General features: G+C 73.1%; 18 protein-coding genes. 9 read left to right on the top strand and 9 right to left on the bottom strand.

Annotated features, from left to right (window positions below; genetic code table 11):
• Positions 1–89: 89 nt before the first annotated feature.
• From AC6JBM_RS19150 to fumC, 4 genes are all read left to right on the top strand, one after another.
• Positions 90–1,223: a sensor histidine kinase gene (locus AC6JBM_RS19150; RefSeq protein WP_497984944.1), complete on the top strand. Its 1,134-nt coding sequence runs from the start codon at positions 90–92 to the stop codon at positions 1,221–1,223.
• A complete protein-coding gene (locus tag AC6JBM_RS19155) occupies positions 1,220–1,891 on the top strand; it encodes a response regulator (RefSeq protein WP_497984945.1) in 672 nt (223 codons plus the stop codon). The genes AC6JBM_RS19150 and AC6JBM_RS19155 overlap by 4 nt, the downstream gene beginning before the upstream one ends.
• A 70-nt stretch (positions 1,892–1,961) precedes the next feature.
• Positions 1,962–3,677, top strand: coding sequence for an NAD-dependent malic enzyme (locus AC6JBM_RS19160; protein ID WP_497984946.1), 1,716 nt, complete (start codon positions 1,962–1,964; stop codon positions 3,675–3,677).
• 4 nt (positions 3,678–3,681) lie between these two features.
• Positions 3,682–5,154 carry a class II fumarate hydratase gene (gene fumC, locus AC6JBM_RS19165; RefSeq protein ID WP_497984947.1) on the top strand — a complete coding sequence of 491 codons (1,473 nt, stop codon included), beginning with the start codon at positions 3,682–3,684 and terminating at the stop codon, positions 5,152–5,154.
• A 78-nt stretch (positions 5,155–5,232) separates the two neighbouring features.
• Here the strand turns inward: fumC and AC6JBM_RS19170 are convergent, their stop codons facing one another.
• The 3 genes from AC6JBM_RS19170 to AC6JBM_RS19180 all read right to left on the bottom strand — a co-directional run bounded on the left by AC6JBM_RS19170 (position 5,233) and on the right by AC6JBM_RS19180 (position 8,930).
• Positions 5,233–6,789: a pectate lyase family protein gene (locus AC6JBM_RS19170; protein ID WP_497984948.1), complete on the bottom strand. Its 1,557-nt coding sequence runs from the start codon at positions 6,787–6,789 to the stop codon at positions 5,233–5,235.
• A gap of 920 nt (positions 6,790–7,709) precedes the next feature.
• Entirely contained in the window at positions 7,710–7,967 is a 258-nt protein-coding gene (locus AC6JBM_RS19175; protein WP_497984949.1) for a hypothetical protein, read from the bottom strand.
• A 72-nt stretch (positions 7,968–8,039) separates the two neighbouring features.
• The gene (locus AC6JBM_RS19180; RefSeq protein ID WP_497984950.1) at positions 8,040–8,930 is read right to left on the bottom strand and encodes a DMT family transporter; all 891 of its coding nucleotides are present in this window, start codon (positions 8,928–8,930) and stop codon (positions 8,040–8,042) included.
• A gap of 259 nt (positions 8,931–9,189) precedes the next feature.
• Here AC6JBM_RS19180 and AC6JBM_RS19185 point away from each other — a divergent pair, with 259 nt between their 5' ends.
• Together AC6JBM_RS19185 and AC6JBM_RS19190 are read left to right on the top strand one after the other, a co-directional pair.
• Complete coding sequence (locus AC6JBM_RS19185; protein WP_497984951.1) at positions 9,190–10,425, top strand: amidohydrolase family protein; 1,236 nt, start codon at positions 9,190–9,192, stop codon at positions 10,423–10,425.
• Between the two features lie 217 nt (positions 10,426–10,642).
• A complete protein-coding gene (locus AC6JBM_RS19190) occupies positions 10,643–12,550 on the top strand; it encodes a GAF domain-containing sensor histidine kinase (protein WP_497984952.1) in 1,908 nt (635 codons plus the stop codon).
• A gap of 27 nt (positions 12,551–12,577) precedes the next feature.
• Here AC6JBM_RS19190 and AC6JBM_RS19195 read toward each other — a convergent pair whose 3' ends face one another.
• Positions 12,578–13,648: a saccharopine dehydrogenase family protein gene (locus AC6JBM_RS19195; RefSeq protein ID WP_497984953.1), complete on the bottom strand. Its 1,071-nt coding sequence runs from the start codon at positions 13,646–13,648 to the stop codon at positions 12,578–12,580.
• 102 nt (positions 13,649–13,750) lie between these two features.
• On the opposite strand from AC6JBM_RS19195, the gene AC6JBM_RS19200 reads away from it, so the two are divergent.
• Positions 13,751–14,317 (top strand): TetR/AcrR family transcriptional regulator, encoded by a 567-nt coding sequence (locus AC6JBM_RS19200; RefSeq protein WP_497984954.1) that lies wholly within the window; start codon positions 13,751–13,753, stop codon positions 14,315–14,317.
• 1 nt (position 14,318) lies between these two features.
• On the opposite strand, the gene AC6JBM_RS19205 is transcribed toward AC6JBM_RS19200, so the two are convergent.
• The 3 genes from AC6JBM_RS19205 to AC6JBM_RS19215 all read right to left on the bottom strand — a co-directional run bounded on the left by AC6JBM_RS19205 (position 14,319) and on the right by AC6JBM_RS19215 (position 16,666).
• Positions 14,319–15,713, bottom strand: coding sequence for a non-reducing end alpha-L-arabinofuranosidase family hydrolase (locus AC6JBM_RS19205; RefSeq protein WP_497984955.1), 1,395 nt, complete (start codon positions 15,711–15,713; stop codon positions 14,319–14,321).
• Positions 15,714–15,930: 217 nt separating this feature from the next.
• A complete protein-coding gene (locus tag AC6JBM_RS19210; RefSeq protein ID WP_497984956.1) occupies positions 15,931–16,539 on the bottom strand; it encodes an AAA family ATPase in 609 nt (202 codons plus the stop codon).
• The gene (locus AC6JBM_RS19215) at positions 16,520–16,666 is read right to left on the bottom strand and encodes a hypothetical protein (RefSeq protein WP_497984957.1); all 147 of its coding nucleotides are present in this window, start codon (positions 16,664–16,666) and stop codon (positions 16,520–16,522) included. The genes AC6JBM_RS19210 and AC6JBM_RS19215 overlap by 20 nt, the downstream gene beginning before the upstream one ends.
• A gap of 291 nt (positions 16,667–16,957) precedes the next feature.
• On the opposite strand from AC6JBM_RS19215, the gene AC6JBM_RS19220 reads away from it, so the two are divergent.
• A complete protein-coding gene (locus AC6JBM_RS19220; protein WP_497984958.1) occupies positions 16,958–17,707 on the top strand; it encodes an MEDS domain-containing protein in 750 nt (249 codons plus the stop codon).
• Positions 17,704–18,657 carry an anti-sigma factor RsbA family regulatory protein gene (locus AC6JBM_RS19225; protein ID WP_497984959.1) on the top strand — a complete coding sequence of 318 codons (954 nt, stop codon included), beginning with the start codon at positions 17,704–17,706 and terminating at the stop codon, positions 18,655–18,657. Before AC6JBM_RS19220 ends, AC6JBM_RS19225 begins: the two co-directional genes overlap by 4 nt.
• Positions 18,658–18,676: 19 nt before the next feature.
• Here AC6JBM_RS19225 and AC6JBM_RS19230 read toward each other — a convergent pair whose 3' ends face one another.
• Positions 18,677–20,245, bottom strand: a complete 1,569-nt coding sequence (locus tag AC6JBM_RS19230) for a sensor histidine kinase (protein WP_497984960.1) — start codon at positions 20,243–20,245, stop codon at positions 18,677–18,679.
• 26 nt (positions 20,246–20,271) lie between these two features.
• Positions 20,272–21,681: an FAD-dependent monooxygenase gene (locus tag AC6JBM_RS19235; protein WP_497984961.1), complete on the bottom strand. Its 1,410-nt coding sequence runs from the start codon at positions 21,679–21,681 to the stop codon at positions 20,272–20,274.
• Positions 21,682–21,701 lie beyond the last annotated feature (20 nt).

Here is a 21,701-nt window from a genome sequence, read left to right on the forward strand (position 1 = left end):
GGCGGAACCGCGGCTGAGCCGGTGGGCCGAGAGCGAGCTCAGCCCAGGGGCTGATGACACGCCACGAGCGGACCGCCTACCGTGGCCCCGTGTCACCATGGCGGCGGTTCGTGCAGCTCGGGACCACCGACAGGGTGGTCGCGACGCTGCTGGCGGCTGTCGCGCTGGCGCAGGTCCTCGTGTTCCTGCCGATCGCCGCCGCCCCCGTCGGCGCGCTCGTGGCCCTCGGCTCGACCGCGCCGATCGCCTGGCGCCGGACCCATCCGGTGGTGGCCGCGCTCGCCGGCTCGGCCGTCTGGCTGATTCCGGCCGACGGATTCCTGCTGGTCGGCTACCCCTCCGCGGTGCTGCTCTTCTACGCGGTGACCGCATACGTGAACGACCGGCACCTGGCCGCCGCGACGGTCCTCATCGGGACCATCTTCGGCATCGCCGGCTCCGCCATGCAGGGAGTGATCGTCGGGGAATACGTCGGCGCCGTCCTCGTCGTCCTGGCACCGGCCGCGGTCGGGGTGCTGGTGCGCCGTCAGCGCGGCCGGAACCGCCGGCTGGAGGAGCTGACCCGGCATCTGGAACAGGAGCGCGACCGGCGCGAGCGGTCGGCGGTCGCGGACGAGCGCGCCCGGATCGCCCGGGAGCTGCACGACCTGGTCGCCCACGCGGTGAGCGTCATCGCCGTGCAGGCCGACGCCGCGGAGGCGGCGCTCGAATACGATCCCGCGCTCGCGAAGCGCCCGATCGCCGTGATCCGCGGCTCCGCCGTCGAGGCGCTGACCGAGATGCGCAGGCTCCTCGGGGTGCTGCGCGCCGACGCCGGCGACCCGGACCGGGAGCCGCTGCCGGGGCTGGCCCAGCTGCCCGCGCTCGTGGACCGGGCCCGCGACGGCGGCCAGGCGGTGGATCTGGCCGTGGACGGCGCGCCGGTACCGCTGCCGCCGAGTCTCGACCTGTCCGCGTATCGCATCGTGCAGGAGGCGTTGACCAACGCGACCAAGCACGCCCCGGGCGCGCCGGTCACGGTCGGCCTGCACTGGTTGCCCGACGCGCTGCGGATCGAGGTGTGCGACCGGGGCCCCGGAGCCCGCGGCGTGCCCTCGCCCGACGCGCACGGCCTGGTCGGCATGCGCGAGCGGGTGCGGATCCACGGCGGCAGCCTGGAGGCCGGCAACGCCGCCGACGGTGGGTTCGCCGTCCGGGCGCTGCTGCCGATCGAGGCGGCATGACCCGCGTCCTCATCGCCGACGACCAGGACCTCGTTCGCTCCGGGCTCCGCTTCGTGCTCGAGGTCGCCGGCCTGGAGGTGGTCGGCGAGGCCGTGGACGGCGCCGAGGCGTTCGCGCAGGCGGAGCGCCTGCGGCCGGACGTGGTGCTGATGGACGTCCGGATGCCCGGGACCGACGGCATCGCGGCGACGCGCCGTATCGTCGATGCCGGTCTCGACACGAGGGTCCTCATCCTGACGACGTTCGACCTGGACGAGCACGTCTTCGCGGCGCTCCGTGCGGGCGCCAGCGGGTTCCTGCTCAAGGACGTCGGCCGGCAGCAGCTGGTCGAGGCGGTGCGGGTCGTGGCGGCCGGCGACGCCCTGTTCGCCCCGACCGTGCTGCGCCGCCTGGTCAGCCACTACGTCAACCGCCCACCGGCTCCGCCGCCGTCCGCCGGCCTCGCCGACCTGACTCCCCGCGAGCGCGAGATCCTCCAGCTCATCGGCCGCGGCCTGTCGAACACGGACATCGCCGCGGAACTGGTGATCTCGATGGCGACGGTGAAGACCCACGTCCGGCACCTGTTGCAGAAGCTCGCCCTCCGCGACCGGGCCCAGGCGGTCGTCCTCGCCTACGAGACCGGCCTGGTCTCCCCCGGCTCCACCTCGTTTCATCCGACCGCGTGACGATTCCGCGCCGCCAGGGGGTACTGAGACCGGCGTTGCGAGGTGATCGGGAGGAACCGGAGGCGAATCGATGACCGTAGGCACGCGGGTCGCCGTGAGGCGGCGGTTCCGGTCGGAGAACGGCGCATATGTCACCACGGCGCGGGGCGTGGAAGTGCTCGACACACCCTTGCTGAACAAGGGCACGGCCTTCACCCGCGAGGAGCGAATCGCGCTGGGGCTCGAGGGCCTGCTGCCCCCGGCGATCCTCTCCTTGGACGACCAGGTGCGGCGGGTGTACGAGCAGTACCACCACCAGCCCTCCGACCTGCACAAGAACATCTTCCTGGCCATGTTGCAGGACAACGACGAGGTCCTGTTCTACCGGCTGCTGGCCGAGCACCTGCGCGAGATGCTGCCGATCGTCTACGACCCGACCGTGGGCGAGGCGATCAAGCGGTACAGCCACGAGTACCGCCGCCCGCGCGGGGTGTACCTGTCGATCGACGAGCCTGACCGGGTGGAGCAGGCGCTGGCCGACACCGGGCTGGGCGCGGACGACGTGGACCTCATCGTGGCCTCCGACGCCGAGGAGATCCTGGGGATCGGCGACTGGGGCTCCGGCGGCATCGACATCGCGGTCGGCAAGCTGGCCGTCTACACCGCCGCGGCCGGCATCGACCCGGGCCGGGTGATTCCGGTCGCGCTCGATGTCGGGACCGACAACGAGGAACTGCTCAACGATCCGGACTATCTCGGCAACCGGCACGCCCGGGAGCGCGGGCCGCGCTACGACGAGTTCGTCGACGCCTACGTGCGGGCGGCGACGAAGCTGTTCCCGAACGCGCTGCTGCACTGGGAGGACTTCGGGCCGAGCAACGGCCGGCGGATCCTGGAGCGTTACCGCGACCGGGTGTGCACGTTCAACGACGACATGCAGGGTACCGGCGCGATCGTGCTCGCCGCGGCGCTGAGCGCGGTGCGGGTGGCCGGCACCCGGATGCGGGACCAGCGGATCGTCGTCTTCGGCGCCGGTACCGCCGGGGTGGGCATCGCCGACCAGCTCCGCGACGCGATGGTCCGCGACGGTGCGGACCGGAACGCGGCGACCCGGCAGGTCTGGTGTGTCGACAAGCAGGGCCTGCTGACCGACGACATGACCGACCTGCGCGACTACCAGGCCCCGTACGCCCGGCCGGCCGGCGAGGTCGCCTCCTGGCGGCGCGACGGGCGCATCGGGCTCCGGGAGACCGTCGCGAACGTCAAACCGACCATGCTGATCGGCACCTCGACCGTGCACGGCGCGTTCACCGAGGACATCGTCCGGGAGATGGCCGGACACGTGGACTGGCCCATCATCTTCCCGCTGTCCAACCCGACGGACCGCATCGAGGCGATGCCCGACCGGCTCATCCCGTGGACCGACGGCCGCGGCCTGATCGCCACCGGCATCCCGGTCCCGCCGGTCGCCTACCAAGGCGTCCATTACGCCATCGGGCAGGCGAACAACGCCCTGCTGTACCCCGGGCTCGGCCTCGGCGCCGTCGTGGCCAGGGCGAGGCGGATCAGCGACGGGATGTTCGCGGCCGCCGCCGAAGCCGTCGCCGGCCTGGCGGACGTGAGCACACCCGGTGCGTCGCTGCTGCCGCACGTCGAGCGTCTGCGGGAGGTGTCGGCCACCGTCGCGGTCGCGGTGGCCAAGCGGGCCGCCGAGGAGGGCCTTGCCCGGGTCGAGCTCACCGATCCGGTACAGCAGGTCCAGAACGCGATGTGGCAGCCGGAGTACCGTCCCGTGAAGGCCGGGTGACGAGATGGCCGCAGGCAAGCCGAACGGCGGGCCCGAGGTGCGCGACGTGCCGATCGGCATCGACGCCACCGGCACCCGCACCGAAACCGACTCGCTCGGCCCGGTCGCCGTGCCGGCCGACCGTTACTGGGGCGCGCAGACCCAGCGCTCCCTGGTGCACTTCGACATCGGCGACGACCGCATGCCCAAGGCGGTCTACCACGCCTACGGCTACGTCAAGAAGGCCGCGGCGATCGTCAACGCCGGCGCCGGGCGGATGCCGCAGTGGAAGGCCGGCCTGATCGCACGGGTGGCCGACGAGGTGATCGCCGGAAAGCTCGACAGCGAGTTCCCGTTGTACGTCTGGCAGACCGGCTCCGGCACCCAGTCCAACATGAACGTCAACGAGGTGATCTCCAACCGCGCGATCCAGCTCGTCGGCGGGCAACTGGGCTCCAAGACGCCGGTCCACCCGAACGACGACGTCAACATGGGGCAGTCCTCCAACGACACCTTCCCCACCGCCATGCACATCGCCGCGATCACCGCGATCGAGGAGCGCCTGCTGCCGGCCCTCGCCAGGCTGCACCACGCCACCGCGGTCAAGAGCCGGGAGTGGGCCGACGTCGTGAAGGTCGGCCGGACACATCTGGAGGACGCCACCCCGCTCACCGTCGGCCAGGAGTGGTCCGGCTACGCCGCCCAGCTCGAGGACGCCGTCGAGCACCTCGCCTCAACCATGCGGGGTTTGTACCGGCTGGCGATGGGCGGTACCGCCGTCGGCACCGGCCTCAACGCCCCGACCGGCTTCGGCGAGGACACCGCGGAAGTGCTCGCGGAGCTGACCGGCCGGCCGTTCGTCACCGCGCCCAACAAGTTCGCCGCCCAGGCTTCCCTGGACGCGCTGGTGCGCACGTCGGCCGCGCTGCGCGGGATCGCCACGGCGCTGTTCAAGTTCGCCAACGACATGCGCTGGCTCGGCTCCGGCCCGCGCACCGGCCTGCACGAGCTGATCCTGCCGGCCAACGAGCCCGGCTCCTCGATCATGCCCGGCAAGGTCAACCCGACCCAGGCCGAGGCGATGCTCATGGTGTGCGTCCAGGTGCTCGGGTCGGACACCGCCGTGGCCATCGGCGGCAACGAGGGCAACTTCGAGCTCAACGCCTTCCGCCCCGTCGTCATCAGCAACGTCCTGCACTCGATCCGCATCCTCGCCGACGCCGCCGACCACTTCCGCGAGTTTCTCGTCGAAGGCCTCGAGCTCAACCGCGACCGGCTGCGGCAGAACGTGGAACGCTCGGTCATGATGGTCACGGCGCTGTCGCCGGTCATCGGCTACGACAAGGCATCCGAGATCGCGCATCTCGCCATCGACGACGACCTGACCCTCAAGGAGGCGGCGCGGCGGCGGGGCGTGAGCGACGAGATGTACGAGCGGATCGTCGTGCCCGAGCTCCTCACCCATGCGGGCGCGGCCGACGTCGGACCGAACGGGTGAAGCACCGTCTCGGGGTCAGATGCGGGTGCGGTGACCGCCGCGGTCGGCGGTCACCGCACCCTTGGCCCGCAGGGGTGCTCAGGCGTAGGTCTCGAACTCGGCGACCTTGGGCGTCCCCGACGCGCCGGTGATCCTGAACGTGATCTTCTTCAGCGAGGTCGACGTGAAGCTGATGACGCCCGCGCCGCTGCCGGACTTCAGCACGGCGCCGGTGTCGGCGTTGATGACCTGCCAGGAGCCGATGGCACCGGCGGAGCCGGACGCCTCGCGGATGTTGATCTTGGAGATCGACTTGGCGGAGCTCCACTTGACCGAGATGTCGCCGGTCGTGCCGGACGGCGACCAGTAGGTGCTGAGGCTGCCGTCGATGACGTTGCCGTAGCTCGTCCCGCTCGCCTTGCTGGAGCCGTCCGCGCCGGCGCCGATGCTCAGGTTGGTACCCAGGGGCTGCGACTGCGTGGGGGTCGGGCTCGCGGTCCGCGTCGGGCTGGCGCTGGCGGTCGGCCCCGGCGTGGTGGCGGTCGGCGTCGTCACCGAGCAGGAGCCGCTGGACACCTGCAGGCCCTTGTTGGCCCCGGCGGTCTGCGTGACCACGGTCGGCACGCAGCTGGCGGCGTCGAGGCTGTACGCGTAGGGGATGCTGATGCTGGTGTTGGACTGCACGTTCGGGCCCGCCGGGTGGTTCTCGGTGCCGGGGCTGGTCCACGTGACGTTGTCGAAGATGTTGCCGGCGACCTGCCAGCTGCCCATCAGGTCTGTGTAGAACGTGCCCAGGACGTCCTGGGAGTTCTTGAAGTAGTTGTTCTCGACCTTGGCCTTGCCACCGTCGCGCGGGTTGATGCCGGACTTGTTCAGGCTCACGTAGTAGTTGTTGTAGATGTGCGCGGTGGCCGCGCGCAGCAGGGGCGTGCGGGAGTCGATGTTCTCGTACAGGTTGTGGTGGAACGTCACCGGCCCGTTGCCCGTGTCGCTGTCACTGGACCCGATGAGCCCGCCCCGGCCGGAGTTGCGCAGCGTGTTGTAGGAGACGGTCACGTAGTTCGTGCCCGCCTTCATGTCGATGAGCGAGTCGTAGCCCTGGTCCTCGCCGCCCGACGCCAGCAGGGAGTTGTGGTCCACCCAGACGTTGTGGACGCTGCTCTCCATGCCGATGGCGTCGCCACCGTTCGAGGTGGGCGAGCCCGACTTCTTCACGTTCTGCACGGTCACGTTCTGGATGATGATGTTGCTGGACTCGCGGATGTGGATGCCGATCTGGTCGAAGACGGCTCCGGCACCGACCCCGACGATCGTGACGTTGCTGATCTGCTTGAGCTCGATGACCCCGGCGGCGGTGTTGCAGCTGTCGCCGGAAACCTTGGCGGTGTTCCCGACGGTGATCGTGCCCTCGACCTGGATGATGATCGGGGTGCTGCTCGAGGCCCGGTTGCACAGGGCGGTGTGGATCGCGGTCCCGGTGGTGGCCTTGACCGTCTGGCCGCCCGCGCCGCCGGTGGTGCCGCCGTTCTGGGTCGCGTACCCGGTGACGCCGCCGGTCGCCGCCGACGCCTGCGGTACCACCAGGGCCACACCGATCGCCGTGGCGGCGCCCGCCGCACCGACCGCCAGGAGCCGCAACGCGACTGGTCGTCTCATCCTCGCTCACCTTCGTCTCACTCGATGGGGTGTCGCTACTCCCGCGGCCGCCAGGAAAGCGCATTCCTCATCAAACTGGCGCCAGGCCGAGCAGAAGTCAATGGATCGACGTGTGCAGGATTGTTGCAGCGCCCGGCGCGCCGAACCCCCTCGGAACGATTGACACCCGTGAAAGTTTCGGGCAGCCCCCTCACCGCGCCGCACGGCCGATGAGGCGACCCTGAACCGGGACCACCTCTCGGGGGGCAAGTGATCCACCCGGAGGCATCCATGTGACCGACGACGGCTCCGCAGCCGGCCTCTATGACGGCCCTGCATGTCTGCGTCTCGCGCCGTATCCAGCCCGATCCTCTTCCCGAGCCGGAAGATGCCAGCCTCGGTGGTGGCATCGGTCCGCCGCACGAGCGCCTGCCCGCCGGTCTGGGCCCGCTCGATGTATCCCAGATACATCCGCACGTGCCGCCGGATGCTCATGTCCAGCATCCGGCGCGGGTTGAGCGCCAGCCACCGCCACCGCCCAAGCAGCGTGTCACGCGCCACGTCGATCCGTTCGAACGACCACAGCACGATGTACAGCGCCTGCAGCCCGGCGTCGCCGAGCTGCACCCGATTCCCACGCGTCGGATCCTCGAACGCGATGCCCACGATGCGCCGCGCCTCGGAGACCGGGCCGGTGGTCAGCTCCGCATGGAGCTGCCGTTGTTCAGCGTGAACGCGGCCGTGCCGAGCGCCACGACGAGCGTGACGAAGGGTCCGAAGCACTCGCCGCGTTTCATCAACCGCGCTCCCAACCACCAATCTACACATCGCCATGCCTCGCTGGTAGAACACCGCGCCAACCCCGGCGCTCGTGGCGGCATCGTCGCACCGCCGGTTCGCGAATGGGTTGTCGCCGTTCGACCACGCGCCGTTGGCGAGGGTCAGGCCGCGCTCGGCGGCGAGTTTGTCGGCGCTGCAGGTCCGACGAGGCCGTTGGCCAGCAGCGGTACCACCATCAGCAGGAAGGTGTCGCGCAGGTTCATCGCCTTGGCCATGCCCACCACGCCCGCGAGCGAGCCGGTGAGGAGGCCGAAGAGCACCGGGGCGCCCGCCGCGGCCCAGCAGCACGAACCCGTAGCGCCAGGACGGCAGGAGGCCGACGCCGAGCCCAGCGCCAGCACTCCCCCGAAGATCAGCACGATTCGGGGTCCGGGCCGCCCACCGAAGACCGCGTTGAGCCAGGCGGAGCACCGCCCGGAGGAGCCTCGGCGTCACGCGCGAGGCGGGTGCCGGTGCCGGTGCGGGAGGTGGGGGCGATGGTGCGCGTGGTGGTGGGCCTCCACCAGCCGGGAGGAGGCGAGAGCGTAGACGCCCACGGTCATCATCGCCAGCGCGACGATCTCGATGACCAGGGCGATCGGCGTGATCCGCATCGTGCCCTCCAGCACCCCGATGCCGATGGCCACGCCGGCGAGCGGTTCCGCCGCGGCCACGGGCGGGTAGGAGACCGGCAGCGGGGCGAGCTTGAACGCGCTCTGGGCCAGTAGGATGCCGATGACCGCGATCACCACGACGGCGTACGGCGTCCAGTCGACCAGCATCGGCAGCAGCCCGCGGTCGAAGAGCCGGCGCGCCGCCGTGCTCGTCAGCGCCGCCTGCAGACCGAAGAGCATGCCCGCGCCCAGGCCCAGCACGGCCGCCTCGTGCTGCGGGCGCATCCGCCGGGCCAGCGACACCAGCGCGGCCGTGATCGCGCCGATCGACGTGGCGGCCAGCGCCCACTGCCACACCGGCGCGTCCGCCTGGCCCGGGCCGGGCCGGGCGACGAGCAGGAACACGATGACGCCGACGACCACCGCGGTCGCGCCGGACCACTCCCGCCACCCGACCCGGTACCGGCTCCACACGGCCGCGACGCCCATCGCGAACAGCACCGCCATCACGCTCAGGGGCTCCACCTCGGCCACGCTGCCCAGCCCGAGCGCGGCGCCGCTGAGCACGTTGCCGACCACCGACGTGGCGATGCCGGCCAGCCACAGCCTCTGGTGGAGCAGGTACCCCAGCAGCCGCCAGTGCAGCACCGCGCCGGACGGCGCCCGAGCCGCCGACCGCTGCTGCACCGCGTTGCCGATCCCCACGAACGCCGCTGCGGACAAGGCCAAGGCGTACACCATGGCAACCGGCCTACCCGCTGCCCCGGCCCCGGACACCACGCGATGACCTGCGGCTCGGCGGCCGGCCGGTGTGCGGGGTGAGCCCCGGGATCGAAGCCGCGGCAGCGGTGAACCGGCCGCGGCTGTGGTGACGAACATGTTCGTTGCGAACTCGTTCGACAGGAGGTACGTTCGTGACGAACGCGTTCGTCAGATACATGTTCGTCGGCGGCGAGCGTGACGTCATCTCCCGGAGGCAGGGGACCCCATGCAGACAGCCATCATCAACGCGCGGATCTTCGACGGGCACGAGGTGCTCGGCGCCACGACCGTGGTCCTCGACGGCCCGCGGATCGCCGCGGTGGGCGGCGAGACGCCCGCGGACGCCGAGGTGCTCGACGCCGCCGGGGCGACGCTGCTGCCCGGCCTCATCGACGCGCACGTCCACACCAACCCCGCGAGCCTGGCGCTGGCCCTGCGGTTCGGGGTGACGACCGAGCTGGAGATGCAGGGCACCAACACCCGCCCCAACCGGGCCCGCATCACCGACGACGACACCCTCGCCGACGTGCGCTCGGCCGGGTTCGGGATCACGCCGCCCGGCGGGCACCCCAGCGAGCTGTTTCCCAAGGACTTCCGGCCCGGGCCGCCGCCCGGTGTGTCGGCCGGCGCATCGCAGGCCGGGACACTGCCGGTGATGCCGTTCTCCACCACGCCGCAGGAGGCGGCCGCGTTCGTCCCGAGACTCGTCGAGACGGGCTCGGACTACATCAAGTTCATGGTCGACGACGGCAGCGTCGAGGGCCACCCCGGCCTGCCCATGCTGGACCAGGCGACGCTCGACGCCGGCGTGGCCGCCGCGAAACGGCACGGCATGCTCACCGTCGCGCACGCGCTCACCCTCGACGCCACCCGCATGTCGATCGAGGCGGGCATCGGCGGGCTGGCGCACCTGTTCATGGACCGCCCCCACATCGACGCGATCATCGCGCTCATCGCCGCCTCGGGCGCGTTCGTGGTGCCGTGCGTGGTCCTCGACGCCTCGATGATGGGCATCACCGGCGCCGCGCTCGCCGACGACCCCCGGGTCGCCGCCCGGCTGCCCGAGGACTGGATGGCGACCCTGCGCTCGAGCTTCGGCCGCTACCCGCAGGGCCGCCTCGGCGACGTCCTCGCGTCGGTGAAGGCGCTGCACGACGCCGGCGTCGACATCCTCGTCGGCACCGACGCCGCGTTGCCCCTGCCCTTCCTGGGCGGCCTCGCCCACGGCGCCAGCGTGCACCACGAGCTGCAGTACCTCGTCGAGGCCGGCCTGTCCCCCGTCGAGGCGCTCCGGGCCGCCACCAGCACCCCGGCCCGGCGGTTCGGCCTGACGGACCGGGGCCGCATCGCCGCCGGGCTGCGCGCCGACCTGCTGCTCGTCGACGGCGACCCGACCACCACCATCACCGACACCCTCAACACCCGGGCCGTCTGGCGGCGCGGCACCCGCCTGAACCAATAGCACGTCACCAGGAGCACGTCGCGGCGCGGGCGGGGCGCCGGAAGCCCGACTAAAATGGCTCGAATGCGTTTCGGTTCGCGGCCATAGCGGTGCGGCCGGCGCTCGCCCGACGGGGCCGCGATTGCGGCCGGCCGTCGCATTCTTTCCGCATCGTGGGCCTGAGACAGCGGCGATCGAGCCGCAATCACGATCGGAGGCTGCCGTGCGTGGTGGGCTGGTGCTTCGCTTCGTCGTGGGTTATGTGGTCGTCGTTATCGGTGTCGGGGCCATGTTCGGCGCTTTGCTCGTCTCGATTGTTCAGCACCGCGAGGCGGATCGGATCTCGGCGCGTTCCGCGCAGTTGCTGGCCGCCGAGGATGAGGCCGAACAGTGCGTTCTCGACCTCGACCGGACCGAGCGGGGCTTCCTCGTCACGAGGGACCCGGGATTGCTCGTGACCTGGCAGCAGGCGCGGGCCCGGCTGATCCGCGCGGACGCGCGGCTGCTGCGGCTGGCCCATACGCCGGACCAGGCTCGCCAGGCCCGCGCGGTCACCCGCGTCAGCCAGTCGTACCTCGTCGACTCCGCGATGCCCGCGCTCGATGCGGCCCGGCGCGGCGACCCCGCCGCGCGCAGCACGGCGACGCTGCGGGAGGACGAGCGCATCGTCGCCGAGCTCCGGGCCCGGCTCGACCGCCTGGCCGCGAGCGAGCAGCAGTTCTCGGCCGAGCACGACCGGCTGGTCCGGGCGCGCGCCGGCCGGGCGATCACGGCGGGAGTCGCCGGCATGGCGAGCGCGGTCCTGCTCGGCTGCGCCGTCGTCGGGTACACCAGCCGGGCCGTCGCCCGGCCGGTTCGCCGGGCGGCCTCCATGGCCGACCGCCTCGCGCGCGGTGAGCTGGACAGCCGCGTGCCCGAGAGCGGCGCGGGTGAGGTCCGCGACCTCACCCGCTCGTACAACCTGATGGGCGACGCCCTCCAGCGGCGCATACGGCACCTGGAACGCGCCGCCCGGACACAGGCCGCGGCACGGCGCATCGCGACCCACGTGGCGAGCGGCGCCGCGCCGGCCGCGGTCCTGAACGCGGCCGCGGTCGACCTGGAGCGGCTGATCGGCAGCGACGGTGCGCACGTCGTGCGCTACGAGCGCGACGGCACCGCGACCGTGGTCGGCGTGTCGCGGTCCGCCGCCACCGGCATGCCGATCGGCGAGCGGCTGCCCCTGGACGGCCACAGCGTCACGGCGACGGTCCGGCGGACCGGCCGGCCGGCGCGGATGGACAGCCTCGCCACCGCCCCGGGCGCCATCGCCGCGCAGCTGCGCCGGCACCACGTGCGCGGGACGGTCGGGGCCCCGATCCTCGTCGAGGGTCGGGTCTGGGGAGCCGTGAACGCCACCGTGACCGGCGAGCGGCCGCTGGCACCGGCCGCGGAGGCGCGGGTGGCCGACTTCGCCGACCTCATCGCCATCGCCGTCGCCAACGCCCGGGCACGCTGCGACCTGGCCGCCTCGCGGTTTCGGGTGCTCGTCGCCGCCGACCGGGACCGGCGCCGGATCGAACGCGACCTGCACCACGGCATCCAGCAGCTCATCGCGATCAGCATCCAGGCGGGCGACGCGGTGTCGGGCGTCCCGGCGGGCATGCCGGAGCTGCGGCGGCACCTGTCCGAGGTACCGCACGGGCTGAACGGGGTGCTGGACGACCTGCGGGAGGTCTCCCGCGACATCTACCCCACGATGCTGTCCGACCGCGGGCTGCAGCCCGCGCTCAAGGCCCTGGCCCGGCGTTCGGACGTCCCGGTCGAAATCCTGGCGCGCCTCGACCGCCGCTTCCCCGAACCGATCGAGACGGCGGCGTACCGCATCGCCGCGGAGGCGCTGACGAACACCGCCAGGCACGCGCGGGCCTCGCACGCCCGGCTCGAGGTGGCGGTCCGCGAGGACAGGCTTCGCCTCACCGTGCGCGATGACGGCACCGGCGGCGCCGACCCCGCCCACGGCGACGGCCTGCTCGGGCTGGCCGACCGGGTGCACGCGCTGGGTGGGAGCGTCTCGATCAGCAGCCCACCCGGGCGGGGCACCACCCTCGAGGCGGACCTGCCCCTCGAGCTCGCACCCTGCCCGAGCACGCACGCCGACTGGTGACGGACGGCAGGTCGCCGGGCGCGCACCCTACGACAGCTGGTACTCGCCGCCGCACGCCTCGGCCAGCGCCGGGCCGAACAGGGCCGCCGGGGTGTACGCGCCCGGCCGGCCCTCGCCGTCCAGCAGGCGGCGGACGACCTCGGCCGGCACCGAGCCGGTCCAGGCCTGCGCCTCGCCGACGCGCAGCCAGCCCTCGCGCCGGCTGCCGTCGGGCCACTCGACGACGGCGTGACCCCACGAGTGCTCACGCGGCTTCGGCCGGGCCGCGAACCGCACCGCGGCCAGCCGGCGCCGCGCGAACGCCCGCACGGGCCCGAGGTTCAGCAGGGCCGTGGCCGCGGGCAGGACGGCGCGGACAACGGGCGCGGCCGGGGCCTCGCTCGACGCGCTGAGCACGTCGGCGGCCCCGCTGGCCCGCTGGGCGGCCATGAGCTCGCCGAGCGGCATCCCGGCGGTCGTGACCACCGAGCCGTCGGGCAGCGTCAGGCGGATCGGGTCGGCGGCCAGCCGGGCGGGGGCGAGCCGGCCGTCGCGGTAGCGGCGGCCCTGGTACCGGCCGCCGCCCGCGACCCCCGGCAGCCCCTCGACGATCGTGCCCGCGAGGGCGTCGCCGAGAACACCGTCCTCCGCGGCCAGCGAGGGCACCATGTCGACCCGGACGCGCCGCGCGGCGGGCCGGCCCTCGCAGAGCTTCACCACGACGCTCTCGGTCGCGGTCACCCCGAATCCGGCGCCGGTGACGGCGGTGCGTCCGGCGGCGGCGAACGCCTGGTCCTGGCCGAGGGTCGCCGAGACGGCGGCGAGGTCGTTGGCGAGGTCGAGGTAGTGGCTCGCCGGCAGGCAGGCCCGCAGCAGCGGCGCGGCCGTCTCGGTGAACGGGCCGATGGTGTTGACGACCACGGCCGGGCGGTCCCGGCGGATCGCGTCCGCCGTCGCCGCGACCGACCCGGCCACGAGCGTCGGCAAGCCGCCGGCGGCCGCCTCGAGCCGCGCGGCATCCCGCCCCACGAGCACCGGCCGGATGCCCCGTTCGAGCAGTTCGGCGGCGATCGCCCGCGCGCTGCGGCCGGTCCCGCCGAGAATCCATACGTCGTGCATGACACAGCTCCGCCCTGGTGCGGCGAGCATCCCGATGACGACACGCCGTGCCATCACCATACCGGCCATGACACGCCATGTCATCACCGCTAGACTTCCGCCATGGCACGATGGCAACCCGACGCGCGCGAGCGGCTGCGGCAGGCGGCCCTCGAGCTCTTCGCCGAGCAGGGCTTCGCCGCGACCACAGTGCCGGCGATCACCGCCCGGGCGGGTTTGACGACGCGCACGTTCTTCCGCCACTTCGCCGACAAGCGCGAGGTGCTCTTCGCCGACGAGTCCGCGATCCCGGCATTCGCCGAGCAGCTCATGGCCGAGGCCCCGACGACCGGCGAGCCGCTGGCGATGCTCCTCGCGGGCCTGCGCACCGTCGCCCAGACGCACTTCGAGGGCCGCAAGGCCGCGCTGCGCCAGCGCCGGGCCATCGTCGCGTCCGACCCCGGGCTCCGCGAGCGCGACCTGCACAAGCGGGCCGCGCTCGCCGAGGTGGTCCGGGAGGGCTTCCGCGCCCGGGGCCTCGAGCCGGCCCGGGCCGCGCTGCTCGCCGAGACCTCGGTCACCCTGATGTACGTGTCGGTGACCGAGTGGCTCGACGCCGACGACGACCGCAGGCTCTTCGACATCATCGAAACGGCCCTGGAGACCCTGCGGGCGGAGCTGCGGCCGTAGGTCAGCGCCGCAGGGTCAGCACGGCGGGGCGGTAGGGCAGCAGGCCGTAGTCGCCGCCGGAGTTGGTGGCGCGGCCCTGGTAGAGCAGTTGCAGGTTGCACGGGTCGACGGTCTTGGTCTGGTCGGGGTTGGTGCGGACCAGGTCGCCGTGGCTGATGTCGTTGGTCCACGTCGCGCCGCTGTTGGCCTTGCCGGCGAACGGGTTGCCCTCGCTGGCGGCCTGCGGGGTCCAGGAGCCGCTGAGGCTGGAGGCGGTGAAGGAGCGGAAGTAGCGGCCGTTGGCGCCGATGGCCTCGACGAGCATGAGGTACTGGTTCTGGCCCTGCACCTTGTAGACCTCGACGCCCTCGAACAGGTTGTTGGTCGAGTCGCTCATGATCTGGGTGTAGCTGGAGCCGAAGCTGCCGGGGAAGTTCCCGATCGGCATGCTCGCCCGGTAGATCTTGCCGTTGTCGCCGGCGAAGAACAGGTACATGTTCGAGCCGTCACCGATGATGGTCTGGTCGATCGGGCCCGTGCCGGAGCCGGAGATGCTGCCGGTGAAGAGCGTCTGCTGGGCCGACCAGCCGTTGGGGTTGGACGGGTCGCTGGAGGTTCGGTACGAGAAGGCCGTGCCGCCCCACTGGTAGGTCAGCACCCAGATGTTCTTCGGCGCGAAGTAGAACAGCGTCGGCGCCACGGCGCTGAAGTTCATCCGGTTCTGGCTCGCCGAGCCCATGTCGGACCAGTTGGTGAACAGCCCGAAGTTCATCGACCCCCACGACGAACCGGTGTCATGGGTCGTCGCGTACACCAGATGCTTGCCGTTGTACACGACGTTGGTGAAGTCCTTCAGCGACACCCATCCGTTCGCCGGACTGGCCAGCGCACCCGTCGACGACCACCGGTACGACGAGGGCAGCGCGCACGCCGGCGTGGAGGCGCTGGGGCTGGTCGACGGGGTACTGGACGGGGTACTGGACGGGGTACTCGTCGGGGTGGTGGGCGCGCCGTTGCAGGCGACGCCGTTGAGCGCGAAGCCGGTGGGCGCCGGGTTCGACCCGTTCCACGAGCCGTTGAATCCGAAGGCGACGTTGGCGCCGGTGGGAATGCTGCCGTTGTACGTCGCGTTGGCGACCGCGACCTGGGCGCCGGACTGGGTGACCGTGCCGCCCCAGAGCTGGGTGACGGTCTGGCCGGCGCCGAACGACCACGTGAGCCGCCAGCCGTCGACGGCCTCGCCGTAGTTGGTGACGGTGACGTTGGCGGTGAAGCCACCCGGCCAGGAGCTGGCGACGGCGTAGTCGACGCGGCAGCCGGCGGCCGCCTGGGCGGGGTTGGCGGTGAGCACCGCGGCGGCCCCGGCGACGGCGAGTCCGGCGGCCGAGGCGGCGGCCACCACCCTAGGGAACGGCATCAGATCCTCCGTGGGCGACAGGTACGAAACGAATTTCGCGAATGTTATCGCTCACACGTTCGGTGCCGGGGAGCCTCGGAGACTGACCGGCGCACGCCCACACGGCCGCGGTCGTTGCCCCGGACCGGTCGCGATTCCGGCATTCGCGCCGCTCGGAGGCCCTATGCCGGCCGGACGGCCCCGGCGCGCGAGTCGCGCCGAGGACCGTCCGCACGGCTCACCGGGAGGTGAAAGTTTCGCCCCGCCGGAACCGGATGGCGTCCAGGTTCGCGGCCCCCGGCCGGTCGATGAGGGTGACGGACGCCGCGTCGCGGTGCTCGCCGCGCACGACGGCCCGCCAGTTGCGGCAGTGCGTCTCGAACGACCGCGACCGCACGCGCCGGCCGCGCGCCTGCTGGCCCGCGAGCGCGTCGGCCGGGCTGACGTCGAGCAGCAGCAGGTGCACCCGGCGGCCGGAGCGGCGCGCCGCGGCGAAGATGAGCCGCCGCGCCCACGGCCGCGTCGCGCATTCGTGCACGACGATCGGGCCGTTCGCGTTCAGCGCGCGCACCAGCCGGGCGTAGTGGCTGACGTGCACGACCGGGCGCCAGTACCGGTACGGGAGCCGGCCGAGGTACTGGCGCCACCATTCCCGCGTGTGGTCGGAGTCCAGCACCCGCACGCCCGCGCCGCCGGCCGGGAACAGGCGGCGCAGCAGGGTCGTCTTGCCCGCGCCGGGCACGCCGGCGACCACGAGGACGGCGTCGGCGTCGTAGTGCAGCTCGGCGACCGGCGCGCCGCGCAGGTCACCACCGGCGCCGGGCCGCTCAACCGCGACGGCGGACACGGGAGACGACCTGCTCGAGGCGGCGGCGGTTCTGCGGCTTGCGCAGCTCGGCCTGGGCGCGCATGATCAGCCGCTGCCCCTGGGGGCTGCTCAGGAACCGGCGAATGCGGTCGGCGATGGTCGGCATCAGAGGTCCTTCCCGCCGCCGGCAGGAACCGAACTCTCGCACGCGAGACCTCGACCCTGTCCGCGGCAACGTGTTCGTCACCAGCTGGGTCGAAGGTCTCGTCCACCCCGATGCGCGGGGCCCGGCCACCGGGAACCGCGAGGGCTCCGAACTGACGGCGAACCGGCGAAGGACTACTCCCCTTCACCCGCAAGGGTACCCGAGGTTCACAACTTCAGGTCGCACGCGTGCGGCCGCCCGGCCCGGCCGGGGAAGAGCTTGCCGGGCGGCAAGCATGTTACCGTTCGGACCATGCGCCGGACCGGGTTCGTCGACGCGGTCGACGCGCTCGGCGGACACGACCACATCAGCTGGGTCTTCGACGATCCCGCCGACTACCACGCGATCGTGGACCGTTTTCTGGCCGATGGCCGAGTGGCCGGGCAGCGCGTGCTCAGCCTCCTGCGCGAGGAAGCCGACGGCCCGATCGACCCGGCCGAGCAGCTGCGCTTCTGGGCGGACGCGACCGAGCGGGCGCTCGCCGACGGCTACACCGGCCTGCGGGTCGCGGCCGACTCGACCCGGCTGGTGGCGACGCCGGAGGGGCGAGCGGCCTTCGGGCGGTACGAATTCATGATCGACGCGTATATGGCACGCCACCCGCTGTCCGGTCTGTGCGGATTCAACCGGGCCAAGCTCGGGGACGCCGCCGTGGCCGAGCTCGCCGGGATGCACCCGCTCGCGCAGCCGGCCGCGACGCCGTTGCGGATGTTCGCGGCCTCGGAGCCGGGGGTGGCCGCGGTGCTGGCGGGCGAGATCGACCCGGCCGGGCACGAGCAGCTGCGGGCGGCGCTGCGGCGCGTCGAGCTGGAGCCGGTCGGCGGCGCGGTGACGATCGACGCGCGGGAGCTCACATTCATCGACCACCGGGCCCTGATGCAGCTCGTCGGGCACGTGCGGGGCCTCGGCGCGGCGACGGTGCTGCGGGCCGACCGGCACAGTGCCGTACCGCGGCTGGCCGGCCTGCTGGACCTGCGTGACCTTCGGGTGGTGGTGTCGTGAGGTCGGGACCCGCGGCCGGGCACGACGGCATCCTGCACGAGGCCGGCTTCTACGGCAGCGACGAGGAGTTCCTCGCGCTCGTGCTGCCGTTCCTGCGCGACGGGGTCGCGGCCGGCGAGCCGAGCGTCTCGCTGTTCGGGCCGCACAACCAGTCGCTGGTGCGCGCCGCCCTCGGCCGGGACAGCGGGGTCATCTTCATCGACGGCGGCCGGCACTACCTGCGCCCGGCGGTCGCGATCCGGCGGCACCGCGAGATGCTGGCCGGCTACGTGGCCCAGGGCGCGGCCCAGATCCGCATCGCCGGGGACGTGCCCCATCCGGGCGCCGGGGTGCCGTGGGAGTGGTGGGCGCGCTACGAGGCCGCCGCCAACGAGGTGTACGACGAGTTCCCGATGTACGGCCTCTGCCCCTACGACACCCGCACCGCCCCGCCCGAGGTCCTCGAGGACGTGCGGCGCACGCACACGCACCTGGTGACCGCCGGCGGGGACAGGGTGGCCAGCCCGGGCTACCGGCCGCCGCGCGAGTTCCTCGCCGACGCGGTGCGGCCGTGGACGGACCCGCTCGAGGCGCTCCCGCCGGCGGTCGAGATGACCGACCCGTCGCTCGTGCGGGCCCGCAGGGCCGTCGAGGCGCTCCAGCCGATCGCGGCGCTGGACGTCGACGAGTTGCAGGGGCTGCTGCTGGGCGTCACCGAGGCGGTCACCAACGCCGTGCGGCACGGCCGCGCGCCGGTGCGCCTGCGCGCCTGGGCCGAGCCGGGTCGCGTGCTCGTGACCGTCGGCGATCGCGGCCCGGGGCCGGCCGACCCGGCGGCGGGCCTGATCGCCGCGGGCGAGCCGGGCGGGCTGGGGCTGTGGCTGACGTACCAGCTGTGCGCGTACGTGTCGCTGCGGCCCGGACCCGAGGGCTTCACGATCCGGCTGATCGCGGAGAACCCCGCGCCCTGACCCGGCGGCTCGGCATTCGTCACGGCCGGTCGAGGGGGAACTCGGCGTGCAGGCTCGTGCCGCGGCCGGGCGCGCTGTCCACGGTCAGGGTGCCGCCGAGCGCCTCGACCCGGTCGGACAGGCCGGTGAGGCCCGTCCCGCTGCGGGGATCCGCACCGCCGATCCCGTTGTCGCGGACCGACAGGTGCAGCACGCCACCCCGCACCGTCGCCCCGGCCGACACGACGGTGGCCTCGGCGTGCTTGGCGGCGTTGGTGAGGGCCTCGGCCATCACGTAGTACGCGGCGACCTCGACCGGCTCGGGCAGCCGCCCCTCCATCTGCACGTCGAGCTCGACGGCCACGGCCGAGCGCCGGGCGAGCGCGCGCAGCCCGAGCCGCAGCCCGCCCTGGGTCAGGATCGACGGGTGTACCCCGCGCGAGATCTCCCGCACCTCGTCGACGGTGCCGTTCAGCGCGGCGACGACGGCGTCGAGCTCCGCGCGGAGCCGGGTGAGCTCGGGGGGTACGTCCGACTCGGCCCGGCGGATGTCCAGCGCCAGGGCGATGAGCCGCTGCTGGACGCCGTCGTGCAGGTTGCGCTCCAGCTGCCGGCGGGCGTCGTCGTTGGTGAGCAGCAGCCGCGTGCGCGACGCGACCAGGTCGGCGCTCTGCACGAGCGTGATCGCCTGGCGGACGACGAGCAGGGTGACGACCGTGGACGCGACGATCACCGTGACGTCGTCGGCCTCGATGCCCCGGACCCGCTGCACGACCAGCGCGACGGCCATCGCGGCCACCGGGTAGTACGGCAGCAGCAGCCGGCCCAAGCCCAGCTCCCCGTGCGCCGCCCAGCGCGCCGGCGGGGCCGGTGTCGTCCACGCCGCCATGGCGACCAGGACGAACCCGGCGATGTACCCGATGTCGGCGATCGGGGGGATGCCGCCGGCGCTGACGGCCACCTGGTAGGCGTACGCGCTGTCGGACAGCACGAAGCAGAACAGGCCCGCGCCGAGCAGGGCCAGCTGGACGCGGTCCGCCACCGAGGACGCACCGAGCAGCAGCACCACCCGGACGGTGAGCAGCAGGTCGGTGACCGGGTACGCGATCGCGACCAGGTAGCTCATCCGGTTGGCGCTGCCGCCGTGCACGGCGGCTCCCAGCGCGGTGATCCAGCTGAGCACGAACAGCGCGCCGACGATGACGAGCCCGTCGATCGCCGTCAGCGCCTGCCCCGCGAGGTGGCGGGGCAGGTGCTGCGCGGACGGGCCGATGGCGAGGGTGACGAGGGCCGCGAACGCGAACACCGGCAGCGCGAGGTAGCCGGCGTCGGCGAGCGAGAGGCTCGGCAGCTCCTCGCCGCGGGCCAGGAAGTACCAGCACCAGACGACCTGGCCCAGCGCCCAGCCGCACGCGCCCGCGCCCATCCAGATGCGCCACCACCGCTGGACCCCGCGCTGCCGGGCGGCGGCGAGCCAGCAGGCCACCGTCGCGGCGACGGCGGCGAGGAGCTGCGCGACATCGTCGACGAGCACGGACCACCAAGGGCTCAGCAGTCCGCTGCTGTCCAACACGACGACGGCGGCCACCAGCGCGACGGCGACCAACACTCTGGCAACGGTACTGCGCGCTGGGGTTAGCCCTTGAGCAGCGCGTCGCGGACGCGGGCGGCGTCGTCGGCGCGGGTGCCCCGCCACGCGACGACGTGGTCCGGGCGCAGGAGCAGCACCTCGCCGGCCCCCGCGAAGTCCACCCGGCCGCCGCCCGGCAGCACCGCCCAGTCCGGCCCGGCGGCGTCCAATGTGGACTTCGACCGGGCGTCGTCGAGCCAGCGGTGCGGCACCCGGGTGCCGACGCGGCCCGCCGGGGCGAAGTCGAGCGTCGGCTCCTCGGAGCCGTCCGGGACGATCGCGCCGGCGGTGTACTGGAACCCGCCGGCCGCCAGCACGTAGGGGTGCGCGAGGGTCGGGTCGGGCGTGCCGAGCTTGAACGACTCGGTGCGGCGGGCGGACTGATCGGCCGCGAACCACCCCGCCGGGCGGCGCTCGGCGTGATAGCTGTCGAGCAGGCCCGCCGCGGCCTGCCCGCGCAGGACGGCGGCGAGCTTCCAGCCGAGGTTGTGCACGTCGGCGATCCCGGTGTTCGCGCCGCTGGCCGCATACGGCGGCATCACGTGCGCCGCGTCGCCGGCGAGGAACACGCGCCCGGCCGAGTAGCGGTCGGCCACCAGCATCTCGGCCTGCCACGGCAGGACACTTCGCACGTCGAGATCCGGCATCGGTACTCCCAGCGCCGTGCGCAGCAGCGAAGGCCAGTCGCGCTCGGTGTCGCCGCCCGGGCTCATGAACACCCAGCGGTGGCGCCCGTCGACGGAGGCCAGCCCGCCGGGCGCCTCCGGATGGTCGATCTGGCACAGGTTGAACTCGCGGCCGCGCACGACGTCGGCGAGGTCGGCGGTGAAGTACACGTTCACGCTCGGCCCGCCGACCGCGCCCGATCCGGCGCGCGTGATGCCGAGCGCCTCGCGGATGCCGCTGCGGGCACCGTCGGCCGCGATCAGGTACCGCGCCCGGATCTCGGCGTGCTCCAGGCGGCCGATCACCTCGTCCCCGGTCTGCTCGAAGCCGAGCAGCGGCGTGCCGAACCGCACGTCGGCACCCGCCTCGACGGCCGCGGCGCGCAGCAGCGGCTCGAGCGAGTCCTGTGCCAGCAGGCAGGGCAGCTCGGGGCTGACCTCGACCGCGAGCCCGCCGGCCGGCTGCCACAGCGGCAGCCGCTCGGCCTCGGCGAGGGTGCGCCCGGCGGCCATGTGGTCGTGCCCGGCCAGGTCGCGGGCGGCCTCGTGCACGAGCCCGGCCAGCCCGAGCTCGCGGAAGATCTCCATGGTGCGCATGTGGAAGCGGCGCGCCTTCGGCTGCGGCGAGGTGCCGGCGCGGCGCTCGACGAGCGTCACGGAGACGCCGTGATGGCGCAGCACGAGCGCGGCGGTGAGCCCGACCAGCCCTCCGCCGACGACGAGGACGTCAGGTGTACGTTGTCCACTCATGGTGTACGTAGTACACGCCC

This window comes from Dactylosporangium thailandense, assembly GCF_059739745.1.

Bases quoted from the DNA above. Each gene is read 5' to 3' on its own strand.
- AC6JBM_RS19155 (WP_497984945.1), top strand. From the start codon at position 1,220: ATGACCCGCGTCCTCATCGCCGACGACCAGGACCTCGTTCGCTCCGGG.
- AC6JBM_RS19160 (WP_497984946.1), top strand. From the start codon at position 1,962: ATGACCGTAGGCACGCGGGTCGCCGTGAGGCGGCGGTTCCGGTCGGAG.
- fumC (WP_497984947.1), top strand. From the start codon at position 3,682: ATGGCCGCAGGCAAGCCGAACGGCGGGCCCGAGGTGCGCGACGTGCCG.
- AC6JBM_RS19170 (WP_497984948.1), bottom strand. From the start codon at position 6,789: ATGAGACGACCAGTCGCGTTGCGGCTCCTGGCGGTCGGTGCGGCGGGC.
- AC6JBM_RS19185 (WP_497984951.1), top strand. From the start codon at position 9,190: ATGCAGACAGCCATCATCAACGCGCGGATCTTCGACGGGCACGAGGTG.
- AC6JBM_RS19195 (WP_497984953.1), bottom strand. From the start codon at position 13,648: ATGCACGACGTATGGATTCTCGGCGGGACCGGCCGCAGCGCGCGGGCG.
- AC6JBM_RS19200 (WP_497984954.1), top strand. From the start codon at position 13,751: ATGGCACGATGGCAACCCGACGCGCGCGAGCGGCTGCGGCAGGCGGCC.
- AC6JBM_RS19205 (WP_497984955.1), bottom strand. From the start codon at position 15,713: ATGCCGTTCCCTAGGGTGGTGGCCGCCGCCTCGGCCGCCGGACTCGCC.
- AC6JBM_RS19215 (WP_497984957.1), bottom strand. From the start codon at position 16,666: ATGCCGACCATCGCCGACCGCATTCGCCGGTTCCTGAGCAGCCCCCAG.
- AC6JBM_RS19220 (WP_497984958.1), top strand. From the start codon at position 16,958: ATGCGCCGGACCGGGTTCGTCGACGCGGTCGACGCGCTCGGCGGACAC.
- AC6JBM_RS19235 (WP_497984961.1), bottom strand. From the start codon at position 21,681: ATGAGTGGACAACGTACACCTGACGTCCTCGTCGTCGGCGGAGGGCTG.